General features: G+C 58.8%; 22 protein-coding genes. 7 read left to right on the plus strand and 15 right to left on the minus strand.

Going from position 1 to position 19,288, the window contains the following annotated elements:
* The first annotated feature begins 26 nt into the window (after window positions 1-26).
* Window positions 27-1,058, plus strand: coding sequence for an S-methyl-5-thioribose-1-phosphate isomerase (gene mtnA / locus ETA_RS14185; protein WP_012442317.1), 1,032 nt, complete (start codon window positions 27-29; stop codon window positions 1,056-1,058).
* A gap of 49 nt (window positions 1,059-1,107) precedes the next feature.
* Here mtnA and ETA_RS14190 read toward each other — a convergent pair whose 3' ends face one another.
* From ETA_RS14190 to ETA_RS20185, 5 genes are all read right to left on the minus strand, one after another.
* The gene (locus ETA_RS14190) at window positions 1,108-1,650 is read right to left on the minus strand and encodes a 1,2-dihydroxy-3-keto-5-methylthiopentene dioxygenase (RefSeq protein ID WP_012442318.1); all 543 of its coding nucleotides are present in this window, start codon (window positions 1,648-1,650) and stop codon (window positions 1,108-1,110) included.
* Window positions 1,647-2,336, minus strand: a complete 690-nt coding sequence (gene mtnC, locus ETA_RS14195; RefSeq protein ID WP_012442319.1) for an acireductone synthase — start codon at window positions 2,334-2,336, stop codon at window positions 1,647-1,649. The genes ETA_RS14190 and mtnC overlap by 4 nt, the downstream gene beginning before the upstream one ends.
* Window positions 2,333-2,947: a methylthioribulose 1-phosphate dehydratase gene (locus ETA_RS14200; RefSeq protein ID WP_012442320.1), complete on the minus strand. Its 615-nt coding sequence runs from the start codon at window positions 2,945-2,947 to the stop codon at window positions 2,333-2,335. The genes mtnC and ETA_RS14200 overlap by 4 nt, the downstream gene beginning before the upstream one ends.
* A gap of 237 nt (window positions 2,948-3,184) precedes the next feature.
* Window positions 3,185-3,652 (minus strand): type II toxin-antitoxin system YafO family toxin, encoded by a 468-nt coding sequence (locus ETA_RS14205; RefSeq protein ID WP_012442321.1) that lies wholly within the window; start codon window positions 3,650-3,652, stop codon window positions 3,185-3,187.
* Window positions 3,637-3,783 carry a hypothetical protein gene (locus tag ETA_RS20185; protein ID WP_167310306.1) on the minus strand — a complete coding sequence of 49 codons (147 nt, stop codon included), beginning with the start codon at window positions 3,781-3,783 and terminating at the stop codon, window positions 3,637-3,639. Before ETA_RS20185 ends, ETA_RS14205 begins: the two co-directional genes overlap by 16 nt.
* Window positions 3,784-4,050: 267 nt before the next feature.
* On the opposite strand from ETA_RS20185, the gene ETA_RS14210 reads away from it, so the two are divergent.
* Both ETA_RS14210 and ETA_RS14215 read left to right on the plus strand, forming a co-directional pair.
* Window positions 4,051-5,211: a pyridoxal phosphate-dependent aminotransferase gene (locus tag ETA_RS14210; RefSeq protein WP_012442322.1), complete on the plus strand. Its 1,161-nt coding sequence runs from the start codon at window positions 4,051-4,053 to the stop codon at window positions 5,209-5,211.
* Window positions 5,199-5,972 carry an amidohydrolase gene (locus tag ETA_RS14215; RefSeq protein ID WP_012442323.1) on the plus strand — a complete coding sequence of 258 codons (774 nt, stop codon included), beginning with the start codon at window positions 5,199-5,201 and terminating at the stop codon, window positions 5,970-5,972. Before ETA_RS14210 ends, ETA_RS14215 begins: the two co-directional genes overlap by 13 nt.
* Here the strand turns inward: ETA_RS14215 and ETA_RS14220 are convergent.
* The 10 genes from ETA_RS14220 to hpxU all read right to left on the minus strand — a co-directional run bounded on the left by ETA_RS14220 (window position 5,956) and on the right by hpxU (window position 14,598).
* Window positions 5,956-7,281: a nucleobase:cation symporter-2 family protein gene (locus ETA_RS14220; RefSeq protein ID WP_012442324.1), complete on the minus strand. Its 1,326-nt coding sequence runs from the start codon at window positions 7,279-7,281 to the stop codon at window positions 5,956-5,958. The two genes, ETA_RS14215 and ETA_RS14220, sit on opposite strands and share 17 nt — an antisense overlap.
* 32 nt (window positions 7,282-7,313) lie before the next feature.
* Window positions 7,314-7,649 (minus strand): hydroxyisourate hydrolase, encoded by a 336-nt coding sequence (gene uraH / locus ETA_RS14225; protein WP_012442325.1) that lies wholly within the window; start codon window positions 7,647-7,649, stop codon window positions 7,314-7,316.
* Entirely contained in the window at window positions 7,646-8,140 is a 495-nt protein-coding gene (gene uraD, locus ETA_RS14230) for a 2-oxo-4-hydroxy-4-carboxy-5-ureidoimidazoline decarboxylase (RefSeq protein WP_012442326.1), read from the minus strand. The genes uraH and uraD overlap by 4 nt, the downstream gene beginning before the upstream one ends.
* A complete protein-coding gene (gene hpxK, locus ETA_RS14235) occupies window positions 8,137-9,396 on the minus strand; it encodes an allantoate amidohydrolase (RefSeq protein WP_012442327.1) in 1,260 nt (419 codons plus the stop codon). The genes uraD and hpxK overlap by 4 nt, the downstream gene beginning before the upstream one ends.
* Window positions 9,396-10,631 (minus strand): pyridoxal-phosphate-dependent aminotransferase family protein, encoded by a 1,236-nt coding sequence (locus ETA_RS14240; RefSeq protein WP_012442328.1) that lies wholly within the window; start codon window positions 10,629-10,631, stop codon window positions 9,396-9,398. Before ETA_RS14240 ends, hpxK begins: the two co-directional genes overlap by 1 nt.
* A gap of 32 nt (window positions 10,632-10,663) precedes the next feature.
* On the minus strand, window positions 10,664-11,401 hold the full coding sequence (locus ETA_RS14245) for an amino acid ABC transporter ATP-binding protein (protein WP_012442329.1): 738 nt from the start codon (window positions 11,399-11,401) through the stop codon (window positions 10,664-10,666).
* Window positions 11,382-12,038, minus strand: coding sequence for an amino acid ABC transporter permease (locus tag ETA_RS14250; protein WP_012442330.1), 657 nt, complete (start codon window positions 12,036-12,038; stop codon window positions 11,382-11,384). The genes ETA_RS14245 and ETA_RS14250 overlap by 20 nt, the downstream gene beginning before the upstream one ends.
* The gene (locus ETA_RS14255; protein ID WP_012442331.1) at window positions 12,038-12,703 is read right to left on the minus strand and encodes an amino acid ABC transporter permease; all 666 of its coding nucleotides are present in this window, start codon (window positions 12,701-12,703) and stop codon (window positions 12,038-12,040) included. Before ETA_RS14255 ends, ETA_RS14250 begins: the two co-directional genes overlap by 1 nt.
* A gap of 10 nt (window positions 12,704-12,713) precedes the next feature.
* Window positions 12,714-13,499, minus strand: coding sequence for a transporter substrate-binding domain-containing protein (locus tag ETA_RS14260; protein WP_012442332.1), 786 nt, complete (start codon window positions 13,497-13,499; stop codon window positions 12,714-12,716).
* A 259-nt stretch (window positions 13,500-13,758) separates the two neighbouring features.
* Entirely contained in the window at window positions 13,759-14,598 is an 840-nt protein-coding gene (gene hpxU, locus ETA_RS14265) for a MurR/RpiR family transcriptional regulator HpxU (RefSeq protein ID WP_012442333.1), read from the minus strand.
* Window positions 14,599-14,820: 222 nt separating this feature from the next.
* Between hpxU and ETA_RS14270 the strand changes: the two genes are divergently transcribed.
* The 4 genes from ETA_RS14270 to ETA_RS14285 all read left to right on the plus strand — a co-directional run bounded on the left by ETA_RS14270 (window position 14,821) and on the right by ETA_RS14285 (window position 19,286).
* Window positions 14,821-15,903, plus strand: a complete 1,083-nt coding sequence (locus ETA_RS14270) for a hypothetical protein (RefSeq protein ID WP_042959078.1) — start codon at window positions 14,821-14,823, stop codon at window positions 15,901-15,903.
* 201 nt (window positions 15,904-16,104) lie between these two features.
* Complete coding sequence (locus ETA_RS14275; RefSeq protein ID WP_012442335.1) at window positions 16,105-17,691, plus strand: gamma-glutamyltransferase family protein; 1,587 nt, start codon at window positions 16,105-16,107, stop codon at window positions 17,689-17,691.
* Between the two features lie 12 nt (window positions 17,692-17,703).
* Window positions 17,704-17,892 (plus strand): oxalurate catabolism protein HpxX, encoded by a 189-nt coding sequence (gene hpxX, locus ETA_RS14280; RefSeq protein ID WP_012442336.1) that lies wholly within the window; start codon window positions 17,704-17,706, stop codon window positions 17,890-17,892.
* The gene (locus ETA_RS14285) at window positions 17,889-19,286 is read left to right on the plus strand and encodes an AtzE family amidohydrolase (protein WP_012442337.1); all 1,398 of its coding nucleotides are present in this window, start codon (window positions 17,889-17,891) and stop codon (window positions 19,284-19,286) included. The genes hpxX and ETA_RS14285 overlap by 4 nt, the downstream gene beginning before the upstream one ends.
* Window positions 19,287-19,288: the final 2 nt, after the last annotated feature.

Consider the following 19,288-nt stretch of genomic DNA (forward strand, 5'->3'; position numbering starts at 1 on the left):
GCAGGAAATCAACCAGGATTTTATCGATGCAAACACTCAGCACCACCAGCTTACGGATACGTGACAACCAGCTTTGGATCCTCGACCAGCAGGCGCTGCCGCAGCAGAAAATCTGGTGCCCAACGCCCGATGTCAATGAACTGGTCGGCCATATTAAGGCACTGCGCGTGCGCGGAGCGCCGCTGATCGGCCTGTCTGCCAGCCTGCTGCTGGCGCTGCTGGCGGAAAACGGCATGGCAAAAGCCGCGCTGGCCGACGCGCTGGAAGTGCTGCGCGCCGCGCGCCCAACGGCGGTGAATCTGATGAATAACCTTGACCGCATGAAGCTGGCGCTGGCGCAAAACGACGTTGTCAGCGCCATGAGCACAGAGGCGCTGCGCCTGATCGACGAAGATAAGGCGCTGTGTGAGCGCATCGCCGCCGCGGGCAGCGCGCTGATCGCCCCAGGCAGCCGCCTGCTGACCCACTGCAATACCGGAGGGCTCGCCACGGCGGGCGTTGGCACGGCGCTGGGCGTCATTGCACGCGGCTGGCAGCAGGGCAACGTTGCCAGCGTTTGGGTCGATGAAACCCGTCCGCTGTTGCAGGGCGGCCGCCTGACGGCCTGGGAACTGGGCGAACTGGGCGTACCCTACCGGTTAATCTGCGACTCGATGGCCGCCAGCCTGATGGCGCGCGGTGAGGTGGACGCAGTCTGGATGGGCGCGGATCGGATCGCGGCGAACGGCGACGTGGCGAATAAAATCGGCACCTACAGCCTGGCGGTGCTGGCGCATTATCACAACATTCCATTCTATGTGGCGGCCCCGCATACCACGCTGGATCGGGCCTGTCCGAACGGTGACGCCATCCCGATTGAGCAGCGGACAGCCGCTGAGGTGACCGGCGTCAGCGGCAGTTTTGGCAGCGTACACTGGGCACCGGAAAACGCGGCGGTATACAACCCGGCGTTTGACGTTACGCCCGCCTCGCTGATTAGCGGCTGGGTATTGGATAGCGGCGTGGTGACGCCAGAACAGGTGACGGCGGGTGAGTTTTTACCGCTTCATCAGGGGTAATCAACCGGGGCAAGCGTATAGATCGCGGCTGCCCCGCGTTTTATCCCGTTTAAGGCAGGCGCGGATAGCCGTCTGCAATCGGGTCACCGGTAAATTTGGCGATCCAACCCTCCTGATTGTCGAAGATGCGGATGGCGGTGAAGTGCGGTGAGGATCCCATATCAAACCAGTGCGGCGTGCCTGCCGGAACCGAGATCAGGTCATTTTTTTCACACAATACCTGAAAAATATGCCCGTCGAGATGCAGGCAGAACAGCCCTGCCCCTTCAACAAAGAAGCGCACTTCGTCTTCTCCATGAGTATGTTCAGAGAGAAACTTGCTGCGCAGCGCCTCTTTCTGCGGATTGTCGGCACGCATGCTGATCACATCCCAGCTCTGGTAGCCTTTCTCCGCCACCAGACGATCGATAGCATGCTGATAAGCGCCGATCACCGTTTCTGGATCAGGGTTATCCCCCAGGTCGCGGTCGGCCTGCCAGCGTTCAAAGCGCACCCCTTTGCTGCCCAGCTTTTCAGCCATTTCCGCCGCATCCATGCTGTACCACACCGGGGTAGTCGCTTCACTCTCGGTAAAAATAGTCAGTGCACTCATGAGTTCAACAGCTCCTGGTTAATCCGATCAAAATCGGTGACCTGACGATGACGGCTTGCGTTATCCGCCGCGCCGCGTATTAACTGCACGGTATGCCAACCCGCATCGCGTGCGGCGTCCAGCTCCTCGTGGATATCGGACAAAAACAGCAGCTGCTCTGCGGGCAGGCCAATCTGGCTGGCGATATTGCGATAGGCATCCACCTCACGTTTGGCACCCATATGGGTATCAAAGTAGCCGCTGAACAGCCCGGTGATATCACCGGCATCGCTGTAGCCAAACAGTAATTTCTGCGCCGCCACCGAGCCGGAGGAATAAACATACAGCGCCAGCCCCTGCTGCTGCCAGCGCCGTAAGGCGGGCAGCACATCCGGATAAAGATGGCCGGTAAAACTGCCGTTGAGATAGCCGTCACGCCAGACCATCCCTTGTAACGCCTTCAGCGCGGTGGACTTACGATCTTCATCCATAAAGCCAAACAGCACGTCGATAAGCTCCTGCACCGTTGCCTCCGGGCGCTCAACCTCCGCCCGCAGCTGGTCGAGAGCCTGCGCCACCGCGGGCTGCTGCTGGTTACCGATGATAAAGGACGGCAAATTTTCGCGGGCGTAAGGGAACAGCACATTATGTACAAAGCGGATATCGCTGGTGGTGCCTTCAATATCGGTGACGATGGCGCGGATCATAGTTTCTCCAACAGACGGCGTTGTAATTCACACTGGAACAGAAACTCCAGCCCTTCAAGGTGGCGGCGTGCTTCATTCACGTCTTTGCCCCAGCAGGTCAGCCCGTGACCGCGCAGCAGAAAGCCGTAGCGCAGTGGCTGTGCGGCGGCAAACCGCTCAATACGCCGTGCCAGCGCGTCAATATCCTGGTCGTTATCGAACAGGGCTATGGCTACGCGGTCAAGGTGCGAATGTTGCCCGGACAGCGTCTTCTGCATTTCGTAACCCTGTAGAACCAGCGCCGCGCCCTGCTCTACCCGCGACAGCACGGTCGAGTTCACCGTATGGGTATGCAGCACCGCTCCGGCGTCAGGGAACAGACGATAGATTAAGGTATGCAGGCCGGTTTCCGCCGAGGGTTTACGACCGGACGGCACGCGATGAGTGGCAATCTCCACCTGAATAAAGTCATCGGGCGTCAGGCTGCCTTTGTCTTTGCCGGAGGTGCTTAGCAGGCAGGTTTGCTCATCCTGGCGCAGCGACATATTGCCGCCGGTCGCCGGGGCCCAGCCGCGTTCACCAATCCAGTGACAGGCGGCAACCAATTGATCTAGCTGTGCGCATTGCGTCATGCCGTTCCCTTCGATTCAGGCTAAAGCGTTCGCAGCAGCGCGAACCCCAACAGATATAGACGTCTAAGCGTCTTGATTGCCAAATACTATCACCCTGTGGTGGTGAAATGAAGGGAGAATTATTGAGTTGGGATAAGGGAGAGCAGGTAGAACAACGCTTACCGCCAGCGGGGGTTTGTTACAGATAAGAGATAGCCTGGCCCGGAAAGCAAAAATAAACGGCTGGCGAATGACAATTTAAATGTTTTGTAATCTGAATTTTTTAGCCTGCTCTATCCAGGCTAAAATTTGACATCTGTCCTCAATCAGGGCGTGAGCTGCATCCTGACAGTAGTCAATGACATAGAAGTGATGGTCTTTGTCGCGATCAATAAAGTAGGAATAAACCACGTAGCTGTCGCTTGTTGAGGCCCATTGAACCTTGAGTCCATGTTCATCTTCCCAACAGCAGCCCTCCTGCCAGATATGTACATGGTGCAAATCTTCGGCTCTGGCCGTCGGGGGGCGCTCCATAAGCTTGTCGCGACCTATAGTGTCGATATGCGCAGGGTGCTGCAACTGAATATGGATAGGAGGAGCGGGAATATCATAATAATCAAGGCATTCCCGTTTGTACTGCTCAAATTCTTCAATGGGGAGAGCGGTAAAAGCGAACTGACTTATCACTTCTGCCAGCGCTTGCGATCGGCTTATTTTGCATCCCATTGTTGTCGCTTCTCTTCCATTTTGGCTGCAAGAATGGCCGAAGCTGCAGTGAGCCGAGCCTTGTGGTCAGCATTGCGGCGCAGTGTCTGGCGAGGTTTTTCGCCTGTTCCCGCTTCGTGCTTCTGTGTCATACGTTGCTCCTTATCACGTATTGTGATTCACTTGTTCAGTATATAACCACGGTCATATCCATTCAACATCATATTGAGAAGAGCCTGTCTCCCTGGCTCTTGTCTGCATCGGCCTGGTAAATAGTGCAGTATGGGTAAGACCAGAAAATATTTAATCCAGTAATATCCATATACCTCATAGATTTAAGCCTGTTTACTGCCACCGTGTTATATTGCCAGCAACACCGACCTTCCCCCAATTACCGCATTGCACAAGGGTTACTACAGATGAGCCAGACGTCGTTCACCCCAGAGAGCAAACTGCCCGCGCTGGGAACCACTATTTTCAGCCAGATGAGCGCGCTCGCGCAGCAGCATAACGCCATTAACCTGTCGCAGGGCTTTCCGGACTTTGACGGCCCGCACTACCTGCAACAGCGTCTGGCGCATCATGTTGGCCAGGGGGCTAACCAGTACGCGCCGATGACCGGCGTGCCCGCTCTGCGTGAAGCCATAGCGAAAAAAACCGCCGAACTGTATGGCTATAAGCCGGATGCCAACAGCGAGATCACCGTGACCGCCGGGGCAACCGAAGCGCTGTTCGCCGCCATTACCGCGCTGGTTCGCGCGGGCGACGAGGTGATCTGTTTTGACCCGAGCTACGACAGCTATGCGCCAGCCGTGACGCTGGCAGGCGGCGTGCTGAAGCGCATCGCGTTGCAACCGCCGGCATTCCGCGTCGACTGGCAGGCCTTTAAGGCGCTGCTGTCACCGCGCACCCGGCTGGTTATCCTCAATACGCCGCACAATCCTTCGGCCACCGTCTGGCAGCAGAGCGATTTTAACGCCCTGTGGCAGGCGATTGCCGACCAGCAGATCTACGTGCTTAGCGACGAAGTGTATGAACATATCTGCTTTGACGCCAACGGCCACGCCAGCGTACTGGCGCATCAACAGCTGCGCCAGCGCGCTGTCGCCGTTTCCTCTTTCGGCAAAACCTTTCATATGACCGGCTGGAAAGTGGGTTACTGCGTGGCGCCTGCCGCGATAAGCAGCGAAGTGCGTAAGGTGCATCAATACCTGACCTTTTCGGTGAATACCCCGGCACAGCTGGCGATTGCCGATATGCTGGAGCAGGAACCGGCGCACTACCGCCAACTGCCGGAATTCTACCGCGCGCGCCGTGACCGCTTCGTGCAGGCGCTGGCGCGCAGCCGTTTCAAGCTGCTGCCCTGTGAAGGCACCTATTTCCTGTTGGCGGACTACAGCGCCATCTCCAGCCTGGACGACGTGGCGTTCTGCCAGTGGCTGACGAAAGAAGCCGGCGTGGCGGCCATTCCGCTGTCGGTCTTCTGCGCTGACGCCTTCCCGCATAAACTTATCCGCCTGTGCTTCGCCAAACGGGAAGCCACGCTGGATGCCGCCGCGGAGCGCCTGTGTCAACTTTAAAACTGAGCGTATTACAGCAGCCGCTGGTATGGATGGACGGCGCGGCGAATCTGCGCTTTTTCGACGGGCTGCTGGCGGATATCCACCGGCGTGACCTGATCGTGCTGCCGGAGATGTTTACCAGCGGTTTTGCGATGGAAGCCGCTGAACGTTCGCTGCCACAGCCAGAGGTGGTTGCCTGGTTACGGGAAAAGGCACGGGCGGCGGATGCCATGATCGCCGGCAGCGCGGCCATCCGCACAGAACACGGCGCGGTGAACCGTTTCTTTCTGGTGGAGCCTGCGGGTACTGTGCATCACTACGACAAGCGCCACCTGTTCCGCATGGCGGGTGAGCATCAGCACTATCTGGCGGGCAGCCGCCGTGAGATCGTCACCTGGCGCGGCTGGCGAATTTTACCCCAGGTGTGTTACGACCTGCGCTTTCCGGTGTTCTCGCGTAATCAGAATGACTACGACTTAGCGCTGTACGTGGCCAACTGGCCGGCCGCACGCGCGCTGCACTGGCAGGTATTGTTGCAGGCGCGGGCGATTGAGAACCAGGCGTACATCGCCGGATGCAACCGCGTCGGCAGCGACGGTAACGGGCATCAGTACAGCGGCGACAGCCGCATTATCAGCCCACAGGGTGAGATGCTGGCGGCCGGAGAAGCCCATCAGCCCGCGCGCCTCGACGCCGACCTCTCGCTGGACGCGTTGCGCGACTACCGCACGCGCTTCCCGGCATGGCGCGATGCCGACCGCTTTAGCCTGCCGGAGTAATCACCTTTTCGGCATGCGGGGCTTTTACCCGATTAAACAGCAGGTTCAGCGTCACCGACACCAGGCAGGCCGCGCTGATACCGGAATGGAAGATGGTGCGAACCCAGCCGGGGAACTGATCGTAGAACGACGGCATCACGATCGGGATCATGCCGAAAGCAATCGACGTGGCGACAATCACCAGATTCATATTGTCCTTATAGTCGACCTTCGCCAGCGTGCGGATACCGCTGGCCGCCACGGTGCCAAACAGCACCACGCCAGCCCCGCCGAGCACCGGCATCGGGATTGCGGCCACCACGCGTCCGAGTAGCGGGAAAAAGCCGAGCAGCACCAGGATCACGCCCCCCGCCGCCACGACAAAACGGCTTTTTACCCCGGTCATCGCCACCAGCCCGATATTCTGGGCAAACGCACTCTGCGGGAAGGAGTTAAACAACGGGGCCAGCGCGCTGGTCAACATATCGGCACGCAGCCCACGGGTAATGCGCTTGCCGTCCACCTCGCTGCCAATAATGTCGCTAACGGCGAGCAGGCCTGCGGTGGTTTCCGTCAGCAGCACCAGTACGATCAGCGTCATCGACACAATCGCCGCCACGTCAAATACCGGCATGCCAAAGTTCAGCATGCCCGGCAGCGCCAGCCATTGCCCCTGTGCCACCGCACTAAAGTCGGCCTGGCCGGTGAACAGCGCAATCACCGTTCCTACCGCCATCGCCAGCAGTACTGCCAGCCGTTTAATTGCCGCACTGCCCACGCGGTTAAATAGCAGCACCAGCGCCAGCGTCAGCGCCGCCAGGCCAATATGATGAGGCGATCCCCAGCCGGGTAACTGCGGGCTGCCCCCCATCGCCCAGCGTGCCGCGACCGGCATCAGCGACAGGCCGATCACGGCGATCACCGTGCCGGTCACCAGCGGCGGGAAGAAGCGAATAATATGGGCAAACAGCGGCGCGATCAGCAGGCCGATCAGCGACGAGGCGATAATCGCGCCAAACACCACCGGCAAACCGCCGCCGCCGGTCACCAGCGTGACCATGGTGGCCACACCGGCAAAAGAGACGCCCTGCACCAGCGGCAGGCGCGCACCGAATCCCGGCAGGCCCAGCGCCTGGAGCAGCGTGGCGCAGCCGCTGACAAACAGCGCGGCGGTCACCAGCATGCCCAGCTGGCTGGCATTCAGCCCGGCGGCGGCGCCAATAATCAACGGCGGGGCAATAATGCCGCCGTACATAGTCAGTACATGTTGCAAACCCCAGGCAAAAGCTTTGCCTGCCGGATAACGCGTATCTTCTGGCCTGACGCTCATAGGTTGCTGCCTTCTGTTGGTTTATCGCCCGATCAGCTGCCGCGGTAGGTTGACCAGGACCAGGGGGAGATCAAAAAAGGTAAGTGGTAATGGCCGCCGTGTGCCGCGATAGCGAAATCAATTTGCGCCGTGACATACAGTGCATCACGCCCTCCGGCGGCAAAGTAATCGCCAATCGCCGCCGTCAGACGGTAGTGCCCGGCGGCCAGCGCCTGCGGCGTCAGATCGCCCAGACGGCCGTCGGCGTTGGTCACGCCCTGTGCCAGCGGCAGCCAGTCGTCAGCGTTCTTCTGCTCAAGCCGGATGGCGACCCCGGCGGCCGGTTTTCCCAGCGCGGTATCAAGAATATGCGTACTGATGGTGCTCACAGAAAAGTCTCCTTCAGGCGTAATAAGGTGATTTCGCGCAGCTGATGGAGAGCTTCCCGCTGCTCCTGCGGCGCCTCGTTTTGCAGACGACGTTGCAGCTCAGCCAGCATTTGCTCGCCGCTGCGCCCTTTGGCGCGGATCAAAAACACCCGGCCAAAACGCCGTTCGTAGGCGGCATTGCACGCCGCCAGCGCCTGCGTCAGCAATGCATCCGCTTCATTCACCTCGCCCTGTTCCTGGCGAGACAGCTGCGCCTCTTTGCCAGCACCCGCCGCACGTTCGCCAATACGCGGATGCGCGGATAGCGCCCGGGAAAGCGCCACACCGTCCCACCTTTGCGCCAGGCCGTCAGCAACGACCAGCAGCGCATCCAGCGAACGCCAGGGGCGCGCCGCCACCAGCGAGGCGATCCAGTCCGGCAGAGCGACACAGTGGGCAATCGCCTGCTGCGCTTCGGCGGCGCTGGCCTGATTAAACTCGTCCAGATTCATTTTCCCGCCACCTCACTCACCACCTGCACCCAGGCCTGGAGTGCTTTTGCCACATCCGCCACCGCCACCGACTCGGCCGGATGATGGCTGATACCGCGATCGCAGCGCACAAACAGCATGCCCACCGGCCAGCGCTCCGCAATGGCAATCGCATCGTGCCCCGCGCCGCTCGGCAGCGACAGGCTGCGCCCCTGCACCGCCGTCACCGCGCGCGTCAGGGCGCTTTGCAGCGCCTCATCGCAGCGCGTGGCCGGGATCTGGTAGTATTCGTCCGCGCTGAAACTGAGGCCGCGCCGTTGGGCAATGGCCTCAGCGTGGGAAAGCAGCTCGGAAAGCAGTTCCCCCAGCGCCTGATCCTGTGGGCCACGCACGTCGAGGGTCAGAGCGACCTCTCCGGGGATCACGTTGACCGCGCCGGGCTGGCACTGCAACGTGCCGACCGTTGCCACCAGCTGCGGGTCGTGCTGCGGGGTGCGCCGTTCAATAAACATCATCCACTCGGCGGCGGCGGCCAGCGCGTCTTTACGGTGGCTCATCGGTACCGTACCGGCATGCCCGGCCTCGCCGACAAAGCGGCAGTTGAGGCGACGCGCGCCGTTGATCGCCGTCACCACGCCCAGCGCCAGCTGCTCCTGCTCCAGCACCGGGCCCTGCTCAATATGCAGCTCAAGGTAGGCGACAAAATCCTCGACGTCACGCGCCGCCTGCCAGATGCGCCCGGCATTTAGCCCGCAATCCTTCATCGCCTGCGCCACGGTAATGCTGTTACCGTCCGGGTGCGTCACCCAGCTTTCCGGCCAGGTTCCGGTCAGACCCCGGCTGCCGAGCAGGGTAATGCCAAAACGCGTGCCCTCTTCGTCGGCAAAACCGATAATCTCAATCGCCAGCGGCAGCCGTTCACCGCGATCGTGCAGAAACTGCACGGCTTCAATCGCCGCCAGCACGCCAAGCATGCCGTCGTAGCGCCCGGCGTTGCGCACGGTATCGAGATGAGAGCCCAGCAGCAGCGCCTTCGCATCCGGCCGCTGCCCTTCATAGCGGCCACAGATATTGCCCACGCCGTCCTGCCACACCTGCATCCCCGCCGCCTGCATCCACTTAGCGACCAGCGCATTGGCGCGCAGATGCTCCGGCGACAGATAAACGCGGGTCAGGTATTGCGGAGTTTCACTGATTTCTGCCAGCGCATCGCAGCGGGCCATCACGCGATCGGCCGCCGCCGCCGCCATCGGGGCATTCATCAGGCAGTCGCTCATCAGCAGCTCCCGCGATAGTGGTCCCAGGCGGCCTGTAGCGCAGCCCCCTGCATGGTGCGGAAACCAAGATGGGTCAGCACCGACTCCAGCGCGCTTAGCGTCAGCATCACGCAGTCTTTGCGCGCGTTGTAGCCCATGGTGCCAATACGCCAGACCTTGCCAACCAGCGGGCCGAATGAGGTGCCGATTTCAATGCCGAAATCTTCCAGCATCAGCTGGCGCACCTGCTCGCCATCAATACCGGCCGGGATCATCACGCCAAGCACGTTATTCATTTTATGTTTCAGGTCGCCGAAGGTTTCCAGCCCCATGCCCTGTATGCCTTTCAGCATGGCGTCACCGTGCAGCTTATGGCGGGCGATGCCGTTATCCAGCCCTTCTTCCAGGATCAGGCGGGCGCATTCGCGCGCGCCGTACAGCGCGCTGGTGGCTTCGGTATGATGATTAAGGCGTTCCGGCCCCCAGTAATCCATGATCATGCCGAGATCGAAATAGTTGGAGTAGATCATTTCGTCCTCACCGTCCTGGTGAGCCGCAGTGCGGATCCCGGCCTCCACACATTTGCGCTGGCGGATGGCCGCTTCCATTGCCGGGCTGAGCGTGATCGGGGATGTCCCGGACGGGCCGCCGAGGCATTTCTGCATCCCGACCGACACCGCATCCAGCCCCCAGCCATCGGTTTCCAGCACGTTACCGGCCAGCGAGGCGGTGGCATCGGTATAGAACAGCACGCCATATTGGCGACAGATCGCCCCCAGTTCTTCCAGCGGTTGCAGCATGGTCGTGGAGGTGTCGCCCTGCACCGTCAACAGCAGGCGCGGCTTCACGCGCTTAATCGCATCCTCGATGCGGTCCGGGGTAAACACTTCACCCCAGGGCACCTCAATGGTGTGCACCTCGGCACGGCAGCGGCGGGCAATTTCGCACAGCAGATGGCCGAAACGGCCGAATACCGGCACCAGCACCTTATCGCCGGGGCGGATGGCGGAGAGCAGAATAGACTCAATGCCGGCGCGTGAGGTGCCGTCGACAAGCAGCGTCCAGCGGTTTTCAGTGCGGAATACCGCACGATACAGCGCCATCACCTCATTCATATACTGGGTCATCGCCGGATCGTACTGGCCAAGCAGCTGGCTCGACATGGCGCGCAGCACGCGCGGATCGGCGTTAATCGGCCCCGGCCCCATCAGCAGGCGCTGCGGCGGATTGATTGGCGAATAGTTTGATAAGTCCATGCGTTCAGTCCTTCTTGTCAGTCGCGGCGCGCTTAGTTCAGACCGCGCACCGAGGAGATAAATTGTTTCAGTTCAGTGGTTTGAGGCGAAGCAAATACCGTTCGGCTGTCGCCCTGCTCCCATACGCGCCCCTGGTGCATAAACACCACGCGGTCGCCCACTTCGCGCGCGAAATTCATTTCGTGGGTGACGAGGATCAGCGTCATGCCTTCCTGGGCCAGCTGTTCCAGCACCTTCAGCACTTCACCGACCAGCTCCGGGTCAAGAGCGGAGGTGATCTCATCACACAGCAGCACCTTAGGTGACATCGCCAGCGCACGGGCGATGGCCACGCGCTGCTGCTGGCCGCCCGACAGGCTGGCCGGATAGTAGTCGATACGGTCGCCAAGGCCGACCTTTTCCAGCATGGCGATGGCCAGCTCGCGACAGGCCTTCTCGCTTTTTTTCAGCACCCGGCGTGGCGCCAGCATCACGTTTTCCAGCGCGGTCATATGCGGGAACAGATTGAAGTTCTGGAACACCATTCCTACCGAGCGGCTGATTTCCCGCGCCTGGCTGTCGCGGTCGGTAATGGTCATGCCGCCGAGTTTGATGCTGCCTTCCTGATAGCCTTCCAGGCCGTTAATACAGCGCAGCAGGGTACTCTTTCCCGAACCGCTGCGGCCAATGATTGAGATCACCTCACCCATGTCGACATCAAGATCCACGCCCTTCAGTACGTGGTTATCGCCATAGTATTTCTGCACCTGATTAATGGTGATGAGCGGCATTGAATTTCTTCTCCAGATACTGGCTGTAGCGCGACAGCGGATAACACATCAGGAAATAGCCGAGAGCGACTAACCCGAAAACCTTAAATGGCTGGTAGGTCACGTTATTGAGGATGGTGCCCGCTTTCGTCAGTTCAATAAAACCGATAATCGAGGCCAGCGCCGTGCCTTTCACCACCTGTACGGCAAAGCCAACGGTTGGGGCGATGCCAATACGCAGCGCCTGCGGCAGCACCACGCGAAACAGCGTCTGGCCGGTGCTAAGACCGAGACAGCGACAGGCTTCCCACTGCCCTTTTGGCAACGCCCTGATGCTGCCGAACCAGATATCCACCAGAAAAGCGCTGGTGTAGCAGGTTAGCGCCAGCGCGGCGGCGGCCCAGGGCGAGAGATCGATGCCGAACAGCGCCACGCCAAAGAAGGCGAGAAACAGCTGCATCAGCAGCGGCGTCCCCTGAAACAGCTCGACGTAAGCACGGATAATGCGGTTCGGCCACACGCGGCCTGCCAGACGCAGTCTCACCAGCGGCAAGGCCACCAGCGTGCCGCCAAAAAACGCCGTCACGGACAGTGCGACGGTCCAGCGGGCAGCCAACAGCAGGTTGCGCAGAATGTCCCAGTCGGTAAAGGTGTTCATCAGGGCTGCTCTCCAAACCATTTACGGCCTGCCGCCAGCAGCAGCTGGCGCATGGCAATCGACAGCGCCAGATACATCAGCGTGGTCACCAGGTAGACTTCAAAACTCAAAAAGGTGCGAGACTGGATCAGGTTAGCGGCAAAGGTCAGCTCTTCATAAGAGACCTGTGACACCACCGATGAGCCGAGCATCACGATAATGCACTGACTGACCAGCGCCGGATAAATACGTTTCAGCGCCGGAGGCAGCACCACGCGCATAAAGGTCTGTCGGCGCGTCAGTCCGAGCACCCTGCCGGCTTCCCACTGCCCTTTCGGCGTGACCTGAATGCCCGCACGGATAATTTCGGTGCTGTAGGCCCCCAGGTTAATCAGCATCGCCAGCAGCGCCGCCTCCCCCGCCGTCAGCTTCAGCCCCAGATTGGGCAAGCCGAAGACGATAAAGAACAGCTGCACCACAAACGGCGTATTGCGGATCAGCTCGACATAGACGCCCCAGGCGCGACTGAGTAGCGAAGGTCTGCCGCTGCGCAACGCCGCGCCAAGTATCCCCAGCGCCACGCCGCCCGTCGTCACCATCACCGTCAGCTGAATGGTGACCCACAGTCCGGAAACCAGCTCCGGCCAGTAAGGCCACAGCGCCGGAAAATTCAGTTGCCCCATCATCGGTTTACCCCTACGCGCCGAGGTCGTTCGGCAGCGGTGCCTTCAACCACTGTTCGGCAAGGCGGTTCAGGGTTTTGTCTTTTATCGCCCGATCAATCAGCGCGTCCACTTTGGCTTTCAGCGCCGGCTCGCCTTTCTTCAGGCCGATAAAGCACGGCGAATCTTTCAGCGTAAACTGCGACAGCGGCGCTTTAGCCGCGTTCTGGCGCGCCATCGCCGCGACGACCAGGTTACCGGTGGCAATATACTGCACCTGGCCGGAAAGGTAGGCGGAAAGCGTGGTGTTATTGTCTTCGTAACGTTTTACCTGCGCGTCTTTTGGCGCCACGCTGGTCAGTACCATATCTTCCACCGCACCGCGGGTCACGCCGACGGATTTGCCGCTGAGTTCGGCGGCGTTTTTCAGCGTTCCCTGCTGCGGGCCAAACACGCCGAGGAAGAACGGCGCATAGGCCCGGCTGAAATCAATCACTTTCTCGCGCTCCGGGTTCTTGCCGAGGCTGGAGATCACCAGATCGACCTTATCGGTTTGCAGGTAAGGCACGCGGTTGGCGCTGGTAACCGGCACCAGCTGCAATTTTAGTTTCATCTGGCGCGCCAGGTAGTTTGCCATATCAATGTCATAGCCCTGCGGCTGCAAATCGGTACCCACAGAGCCAAACGGCGGGAAGTCCTGCGGCACGGCAACGCGAAGAACGCCGCGTTTTTCAATGTCCTGTAGCTGGTCGGCGTGCACCATCGTCATTTGAGAGAGCAGCAGCGCGGCGGTCAGTAATGCCATTAAGCCTTTTTTCATTTTTCTTCCCCGATAAATAAACCATGAAACGAAAGATTCTTAAAGAACTTAATTGCAACTAATGTGCCATCACGATATGCGCTGCGTTATTTTCATCAGGCGGAACCTAACCTGGTGATTCAATAGCATTCCTGACGATAACAGAAGGAGATAGCACCCGTGACGCGCCGTAATGTCAGCGCTGAAAGCAGGAAAATAGCCCGAAAAAATGCGGACGCTCACGCACCAAAACAATGCAAAGCACCACGCTGGTGCCCCATCAGCGTTGTTCCAGCTCGTCCAGCTGGCCGTAAAGATCGGCGATACGATGAATGCGCTGCCGCCCGTCGCTGAGCAGATGATGCAGTAACGCATTGGCTAACAGGTTAGTCAGGCTGTTAGCGGCGGCATAGCTGTCAAAGGCGGATACGCTGTCGAGCGGCGCACACAGCTGCCAGCGCGCGAGGGCAATCACCGCCCGCGCCTGCGGCTCGCACAGCGCCAGCGTAGGAATGCCCTGCTGTTGCAGCTGTTGCAGCAGCGGGCGGATAATACGCGGACGGCGGCGGAAGGCCATCACCACCACCATGTCCTCCGGCGTCAGATCCACCAGCTCTTCAGACAGCGTTTGCCCCGGCTGTGGTAGCACCTGCACCTGCTGGCGCGCCTGTAACAGCTGCTGCCGCAGATGGAGTGCCACCGGATAGGCATTGCGCATGCCAATGATAAATATGCGTTTGCTGTCTGCCAACGCCTGCACCACCTCAGCAAACTGAGCGCTGTCCAGCCCGTTCACCCACTGCGTGAGGTTAGCCATCTCCTGCTTATAGTGACGCGCCAGCAGGGTATTGCCCTGTACCGCATCGCGGTTATCGGTCAGGGGCATGCCGCTCTGGCGTAGAGTCCGCAACTCGTCACGCATATCCTTATATTTTTCATAGCCTAAGCGTTTAAACAGGCGGCTGACCGTTGCTTTAGAAACCCCGCTCAGACGTGCCAGCTCGGCGCTGTTGTAGCCGATCAAATCGTCAAAATGGTCGAAGGCAAAATCGGCAACGCGCTGCTCCTGTGGCGAAAGCTGTGGGTAATGGCTGCGCAGGCGTTCATCAAGCTGCTTCATCAGGTTTGTCCTGTAACGTTTGTTTCATCATAGCGATGATATACAAATTATGTGCCTGCCTGTATCGGGGAGTTTGGAAAACGTAAATTTTGTCCGCTAAGACCGTTTTGGGGGGCGATGTGCCAATGACAGCAGCTGAATACTGCCTTCTTTTTTATCGTTTTTTGATACAAAAAAAAATACTTTTATCTAAACTTGCCCCCCTCAACAAGGGGAATTGAAATGCAAGTAAATTTTATTAATAAAGACATTATTAACATTCACCTCAAAAGTCTCACAAGGGGTAATATTTCAAGTAAAACATTCCATAGTATTCTCGATAAAATAAAAAACGTCGATAACATACCGAAGTCTTTTGAAAAAGTTCTGAGCAAAAAAGCGGAGAAACATCATGAGTTAAAGTCGAAAATTTCATACGCCTACCATAATAGAGCCGATAGCATATACAGCGCCGGGATCGAAAAACAGAATGAAATATTAAAAAAAGAAACAACTAACACAGATGATTCCGAAGAAAAGTTGTATAAACTTTCAAAAGAAATGTTTAGTCATAGCTCACTTGATTTCAGGAAAAAGGTTTTATTTATGTTTGAACGGGGTTTTGACCATTCAACTCCGAATAAAACAAAAGAATTTTTATGTCATGCCAGGAGCGAGTTGTCATCAGCGAAGCGAATGCTCTCCAACAATACATGTGAGCAAAATGGATACAGTCCTAAAAAAATGACGGCCATAATCGAAAGACTCACGCAGAAGGTGTTCGTTCTTGAGAAGAAATATTTAGAAGATAAATACACTTTAACTAAAACCATCATCTCTGCGGCCGAGGCGAATCCACATCTGTTATCAACTAAAATGGGATCCTGCATGACAAAAATAGAAGATGAGATTAACAAGTATCTGGCAACGCCTCACATCAGTAAACAGGTGGAGAATAACATAGAAAAACTGACAAAACTAAAAAGTGAAAACCAGCAACAAATGGAGGAAATTGATGGCTTAATTTTATTAAATGCCGCAAACGCTGTTGTTCGGGATACAAACTCAGTGCTAAAAGAAGTCTATCATCATAATGATAAATTGAATGAGGAAATAAATAAGAAAATGAATGATAAAATAGAACATATAATGAAATCAGAGAATAAAAGAAGGGAGGAGATAGCCGAAAAAATATCAAGTCATCCTGAAGTCAGCAATGGAAATACAGCAGTCGACAATGAGGTTATTAAATTGCCAGATGTACCGACGCATAAACCGATTTCAACCCGCGGCAACCGGGTAAAGTTTAAACCTGTTGAGGGATAGGGACTTACCAGAGCGGTTTTCTTGCAGGCAGCTACCTATATAGCGATGAAAACAGCCCCTATACCTGCTTGTCACTCAACGCTTTTTTATCAAAACGGCAATGAGCTCACCTGTTTATGCCGGTAATGCCCCATCGTACGACAAACTGGAACAACTCTTGCTTGAATAAGCCAATCAGTTATCCGATTGACGAGTAATGGCATGAATCAAAGCAATATGGCTCCGCTGGGGATGGCCGTCACGCCCCACCACCTTGCCAGCGAAACGGCGCTGGGGATTTTACGTGAAGGCGGCAACGCCATTGAAGCGATGGTCGCCGCTGCGGCCAGCATCGCCGTGGTCTATCCGCATATGAACGGGCTGGGCGGGGATGGCTTCTGGCTGATTGTGCCGCCGGGTGCCGATCCCATCGCCATTGATGCCAGCGGCGCGGCGGGCTCCCTGGCTACCCCCGCATTCTACCGGGGCAGTAAAACCATTCCCCACCGCGGCCCACGGGCGGCGCTGACCGTACCCGGCACGGTGAGCGGCTGGTCGCTGGCGCTGGAGATTTCCCGCGAGCTGGGCGGCCCACGGCAACCGCTGCCGCGCCTGCTGGCCGATGCTATCCGCTATGCCGCCGACGGTATTCCGGTCACCGCATCCCAGTCCGCCGCCACCGCCAGCAAATACGCCGAGCTGTGCCAACAGCCCGGTTTTGCCGCCACCTTTCTTCCGCATGGCGGCGTTCCCTCTCCCGGTAGCCGCTTCATCCAGCCCGAACTGGCCAGCACCTTGATCCATCTGGCGGAAGCCGGGCTGGAGAGCTTCTATCGAGGCCCGCTGGCACACAGGCTGGCGGATGAACTATCCCGGCTTGGCATGCCGATAACCCTGCAAGACCTCAACGCACAGCGGGCGAAACGCGTTAAGCCGCTGCACGTTCGCCATCAGCACGGTGATATTTACAATATGCCCCCGCCGACCCAGGGCCTGGTGTCGCTGGCTATACTCGGCATTACCGATCGGCTGGATATGGCCGAGGCCGATGAGGCGCAAACCATTCATCGCATCGTCGAGGCCACCAAGCTGGCGTTTGGTCTGCGCGACCGCTACATCACCGATCCGCGCCATATGCGCGCAGAGATGCAGGATCTGCTCGATGACGAGAGTTTAGCCCGGCTGGCATCCCAGATTAACGTCGAACAGGCCGCCCCGTGGGGCAGCGGCAAGGGGCCGGGCGATACGGTCTGGATGGGGGTGATGGACAGCAGCGGACTGGCGGTTTCCTTTATTCAGAGCATCTATCATGAGTTCGGCAGCGGCGTAGTGGTTCCCGGCAGCGGGATCACCTGGCAAAATCGCGGCGCGGCGTTCAGCCTCGACCCTGACAGCCTGTTAGCGCTGGCTCCGGGCAAACAGCCTTTCCACACGCTCAATCCGGCGGCGGCACGTCTCAACGATGGCCGCACCATGGTGTACGGTTCGATGGGGGGCGACGGTCAGCCGCAAACCCAGGCCGCGCTGTTTACCCGTCACGTTGTGCAGGGCATGCCGTTGCAGCAGGCGGTTAGCGCCCCGCGCTGGCTGCTGGGGCGTACCTGGGGACAGTCCTCGGACTCACTGAAGCTGGAAGGCCGTTTTTCACCCCAAACCGTCGCCGCGCTGCGGGCGCTGGGGCACGAAACGGAGATACTGCCCGACTTCAGCGAGGCGGTTGGCCATGCCGGTGCCATCGTTCGCCATAACAACGGCATGCTCGAAGGCGCTTTCGATCCGCGCAGCAACGGCAGCGCGGCCGGTTTTTAACGGGAGAAGATGATGAAACAAACGAAACCCGACTGGGCAGTGTATGTGGCACAGATGGAGCAGATCCTGGCGCTGGAACTGGATGACACGCGCCGCGCCGAACTGCTGATCCAGTTTAGCCGTATTGCCGCGATGGCCGGGCCGCTGATGGCGTTCCCGCTGGACGCCAGGCTGGAAGTGGCGGGAGTGTATAAAGCATGAATCTGGCATCATTATCGATTAGCGAGCTAAAACGCGCGCTGGCGGCGGGCGAACTGAGCGCACGCGAAATAGCAAGTCAGACGCTGGCCGCCATTGAGCAGGCTAACCCACGGCTTAACGCCTGGACCGGGATCACTGAAGATCGCATGCTGCGCGAGGCCGATCGCCTGGATGAGCGTCAACGTCAAGGCCAGCCGTTACCGGCGCTGGCGGCGGTGCCCTACGCGGTGAAAAATCTGTTTGATGTCGCCGGGCATAGCACCCTGGCGGGGGCCAGCCTGTTCAGCGATCGTCCGGCGGCGGCGCATGATGCCTGGGCAATAGATAAGCTGGCCGCCAGCGGTGGCCTGCTGTCCGGCATGCTGAATATGGATGCCTACGCCTACGGTTTTACCACCGAAAACAGTCATTATGGCGCCACGCGCAACCCGCACGATACGGCACGTATTGCCGGTGGATCATCCGGCGGTTCGGCCGCCGCCGTTGCCGCCGGGCTGGTGCATTTCTCCCTCGGATCGGATACCAACGGCTCGATCCGCGTGCCGGCCTCGCTGTGCGGCATCTTCGGCCTGAAGCCGACCTTTGGCCGCCTGTCGCGCTCCGGCACCCATCCGTTTGTCGCCAGCCTTGACCATATCGGCCCGTTTGCCCGCCGCGTTAGCGATCTTGCTCAGGTTTATGATGTGTTGCAGGGGCGCGATGCCAGCGACAGCTTCCAGGCCGATAAGGCGGTGCAGCCGGTCACGCCGCTGCTGGATGCCGGGCTGGAAGGATTACGCTGCGGGGTGCTCGGCGGCTGGTTTCAGCAGTGGTGCGATGACGATGCCCGCGCGGCGGTGGCCAGCGCGGCACGGGCGCTGGACGCCTGCGAAGAGATCGTGCTGCCGCAGGCGGAGCTGGCACGATCCGCCGCGTTTATTATCACCGCGTCAGAAGGCGGCAACCACTATCTGCCCGAACTGCGTCACGCGGCGGAACGCTTTGAGCCGCTGTCACGTGAGCGCCTGCTGGCCGGAGCGATGATCCCCGCCGCCTGGTACGTGCAGGCACAGCGCTTCCGCCGCCATTTCCAGCAGCAGGTGCTGCCTTTATTTAAGGATGTGGATGTGCTGATCGCCCCGGCCACCCCCACCAGCGCCACGCTGATTGGCCAGGAAACTATGCGCATTAACGGCTGCGACCTGCCGGTACGCGCCAGCATGGGTATGCTGACGCAGCCCATCTCCTTCCTTGGCCTGCCGGTCACTACCGTGCCGCTGCGCACCGCAAGTGGTATGCCCATCGGTTTACAGCTGATCGCCGCGCCGTTTAAAGAAGAAGCCTGTCTTCGCGTGGCGGGCGTACTGGAGCAGCTGGGTATTGCCCAGGCCTTGCCGGTAAACAGGGGAGAATAAAA

The sequence above is a fragment of the Erwinia tasmaniensis Et1/99 genome (genome assembly GCF_000026185.1).
In the GTDB taxonomy this organism is placed as follows: Bacteria; Pseudomonadota; Gammaproteobacteria; order Enterobacterales; family Enterobacteriaceae; genus Erwinia; species Erwinia tasmaniensis.

Excerpts from the sequence above, each read along its gene's own strand:
- mtnA (WP_012442317.1), top strand. The coding sequence starts at position 27 with ATGCAAACACTCAGCACCACCAGCTTACGGATACGTGACAACCAGCTT.
- ETA_RS14190 (WP_012442318.1), bottom strand. The coding sequence starts at position 1,650 with ATGAGTGCACTGACTATTTTTACCGAGAGTGAAGCGACTACCCCGGTG.
- mtnC (WP_012442319.1), bottom strand. The coding sequence starts at position 2,336 with ATGATCCGCGCCATCGTCACCGATATTGAAGGCACCACCAGCGATATC.
- ETA_RS14200 (WP_012442320.1), bottom strand. The coding sequence starts at position 2,947 with ATGACGCAATGCGCACAGCTAGATCAATTGGTTGCCGCCTGTCACTGG.
- ETA_RS14205 (WP_012442321.1), bottom strand. The coding sequence starts at position 3,652 with ATGGGATGCAAAATAAGCCGATCGCAAGCGCTGGCAGAAGTGATAAGT.
- ETA_RS20185 (WP_167310306.1), bottom strand. The coding sequence starts at position 3,783 with ATGACACAGAAGCACGAAGCGGGAACAGGCGAAAAACCTCGCCAGACA.
- ETA_RS14210 (WP_012442322.1), top strand. The coding sequence starts at position 4,051 with ATGAGCCAGACGTCGTTCACCCCAGAGAGCAAACTGCCCGCGCTGGGA.
- ETA_RS14220 (WP_012442324.1), bottom strand. The coding sequence starts at position 7,281 with ATGAGCGTCAGGCCAGAAGATACGCGTTATCCGGCAGGCAAAGCTTTT.
- uraD (WP_012442326.1), bottom strand. The coding sequence starts at position 8,140 with ATGAATCTGGACGAGTTTAATCAGGCCAGCGCCGCCGAAGCGCAGCAG.
- hpxK (WP_012442327.1), bottom strand. The coding sequence starts at position 9,396 with ATGAGCGACTGCCTGATGAATGCCCCGATGGCGGCGGCGGCGGCCGAT.
- ETA_RS14240 (WP_012442328.1), bottom strand. The coding sequence starts at position 10,631 with ATGGACTTATCAAACTATTCGCCAATCAATCCGCCGCAGCGCCTGCTG.
- ETA_RS14245 (WP_012442329.1), bottom strand. The coding sequence starts at position 11,401 with ATGCCGCTCATCACCATTAATCAGGTGCAGAAATACTATGGCGATAAC.
- ETA_RS14250 (WP_012442330.1), bottom strand. The coding sequence starts at position 12,038 with ATGAACACCTTTACCGACTGGGACATTCTGCGCAACCTGCTGTTGGCT.
- ETA_RS14255 (WP_012442331.1), bottom strand. The coding sequence starts at position 12,703 with ATGATGGGGCAACTGAATTTTCCGGCGCTGTGGCCTTACTGGCCGGAG.
- ETA_RS14260 (WP_012442332.1), bottom strand. The coding sequence starts at position 13,499 with ATGAAAAAAGGCTTAATGGCATTACTGACCGCCGCGCTGCTGCTCTCT.
- hpxU (WP_012442333.1), bottom strand. The coding sequence starts at position 14,598 with ATGAAGCAGCTTGATGAACGCCTGCGCAGCCATTACCCACAGCTTTCG.
- ETA_RS14270 (WP_042959078.1), top strand. The coding sequence starts at position 14,821 with ATGCAAGTAAATTTTATTAATAAAGACATTATTAACATTCACCTCAAA.
- ETA_RS14275 (WP_012442335.1), top strand. The coding sequence starts at position 16,105 with ATGAATCAAAGCAATATGGCTCCGCTGGGGATGGCCGTCACGCCCCAC.
- hpxX (WP_012442336.1), top strand. The coding sequence starts at position 17,704 with ATGAAACAAACGAAACCCGACTGGGCAGTGTATGTGGCACAGATGGAG.
- ETA_RS14285 (WP_012442337.1), top strand. The coding sequence starts at position 17,889 with ATGAATCTGGCATCATTATCGATTAGCGAGCTAAAACGCGCGCTGGCG.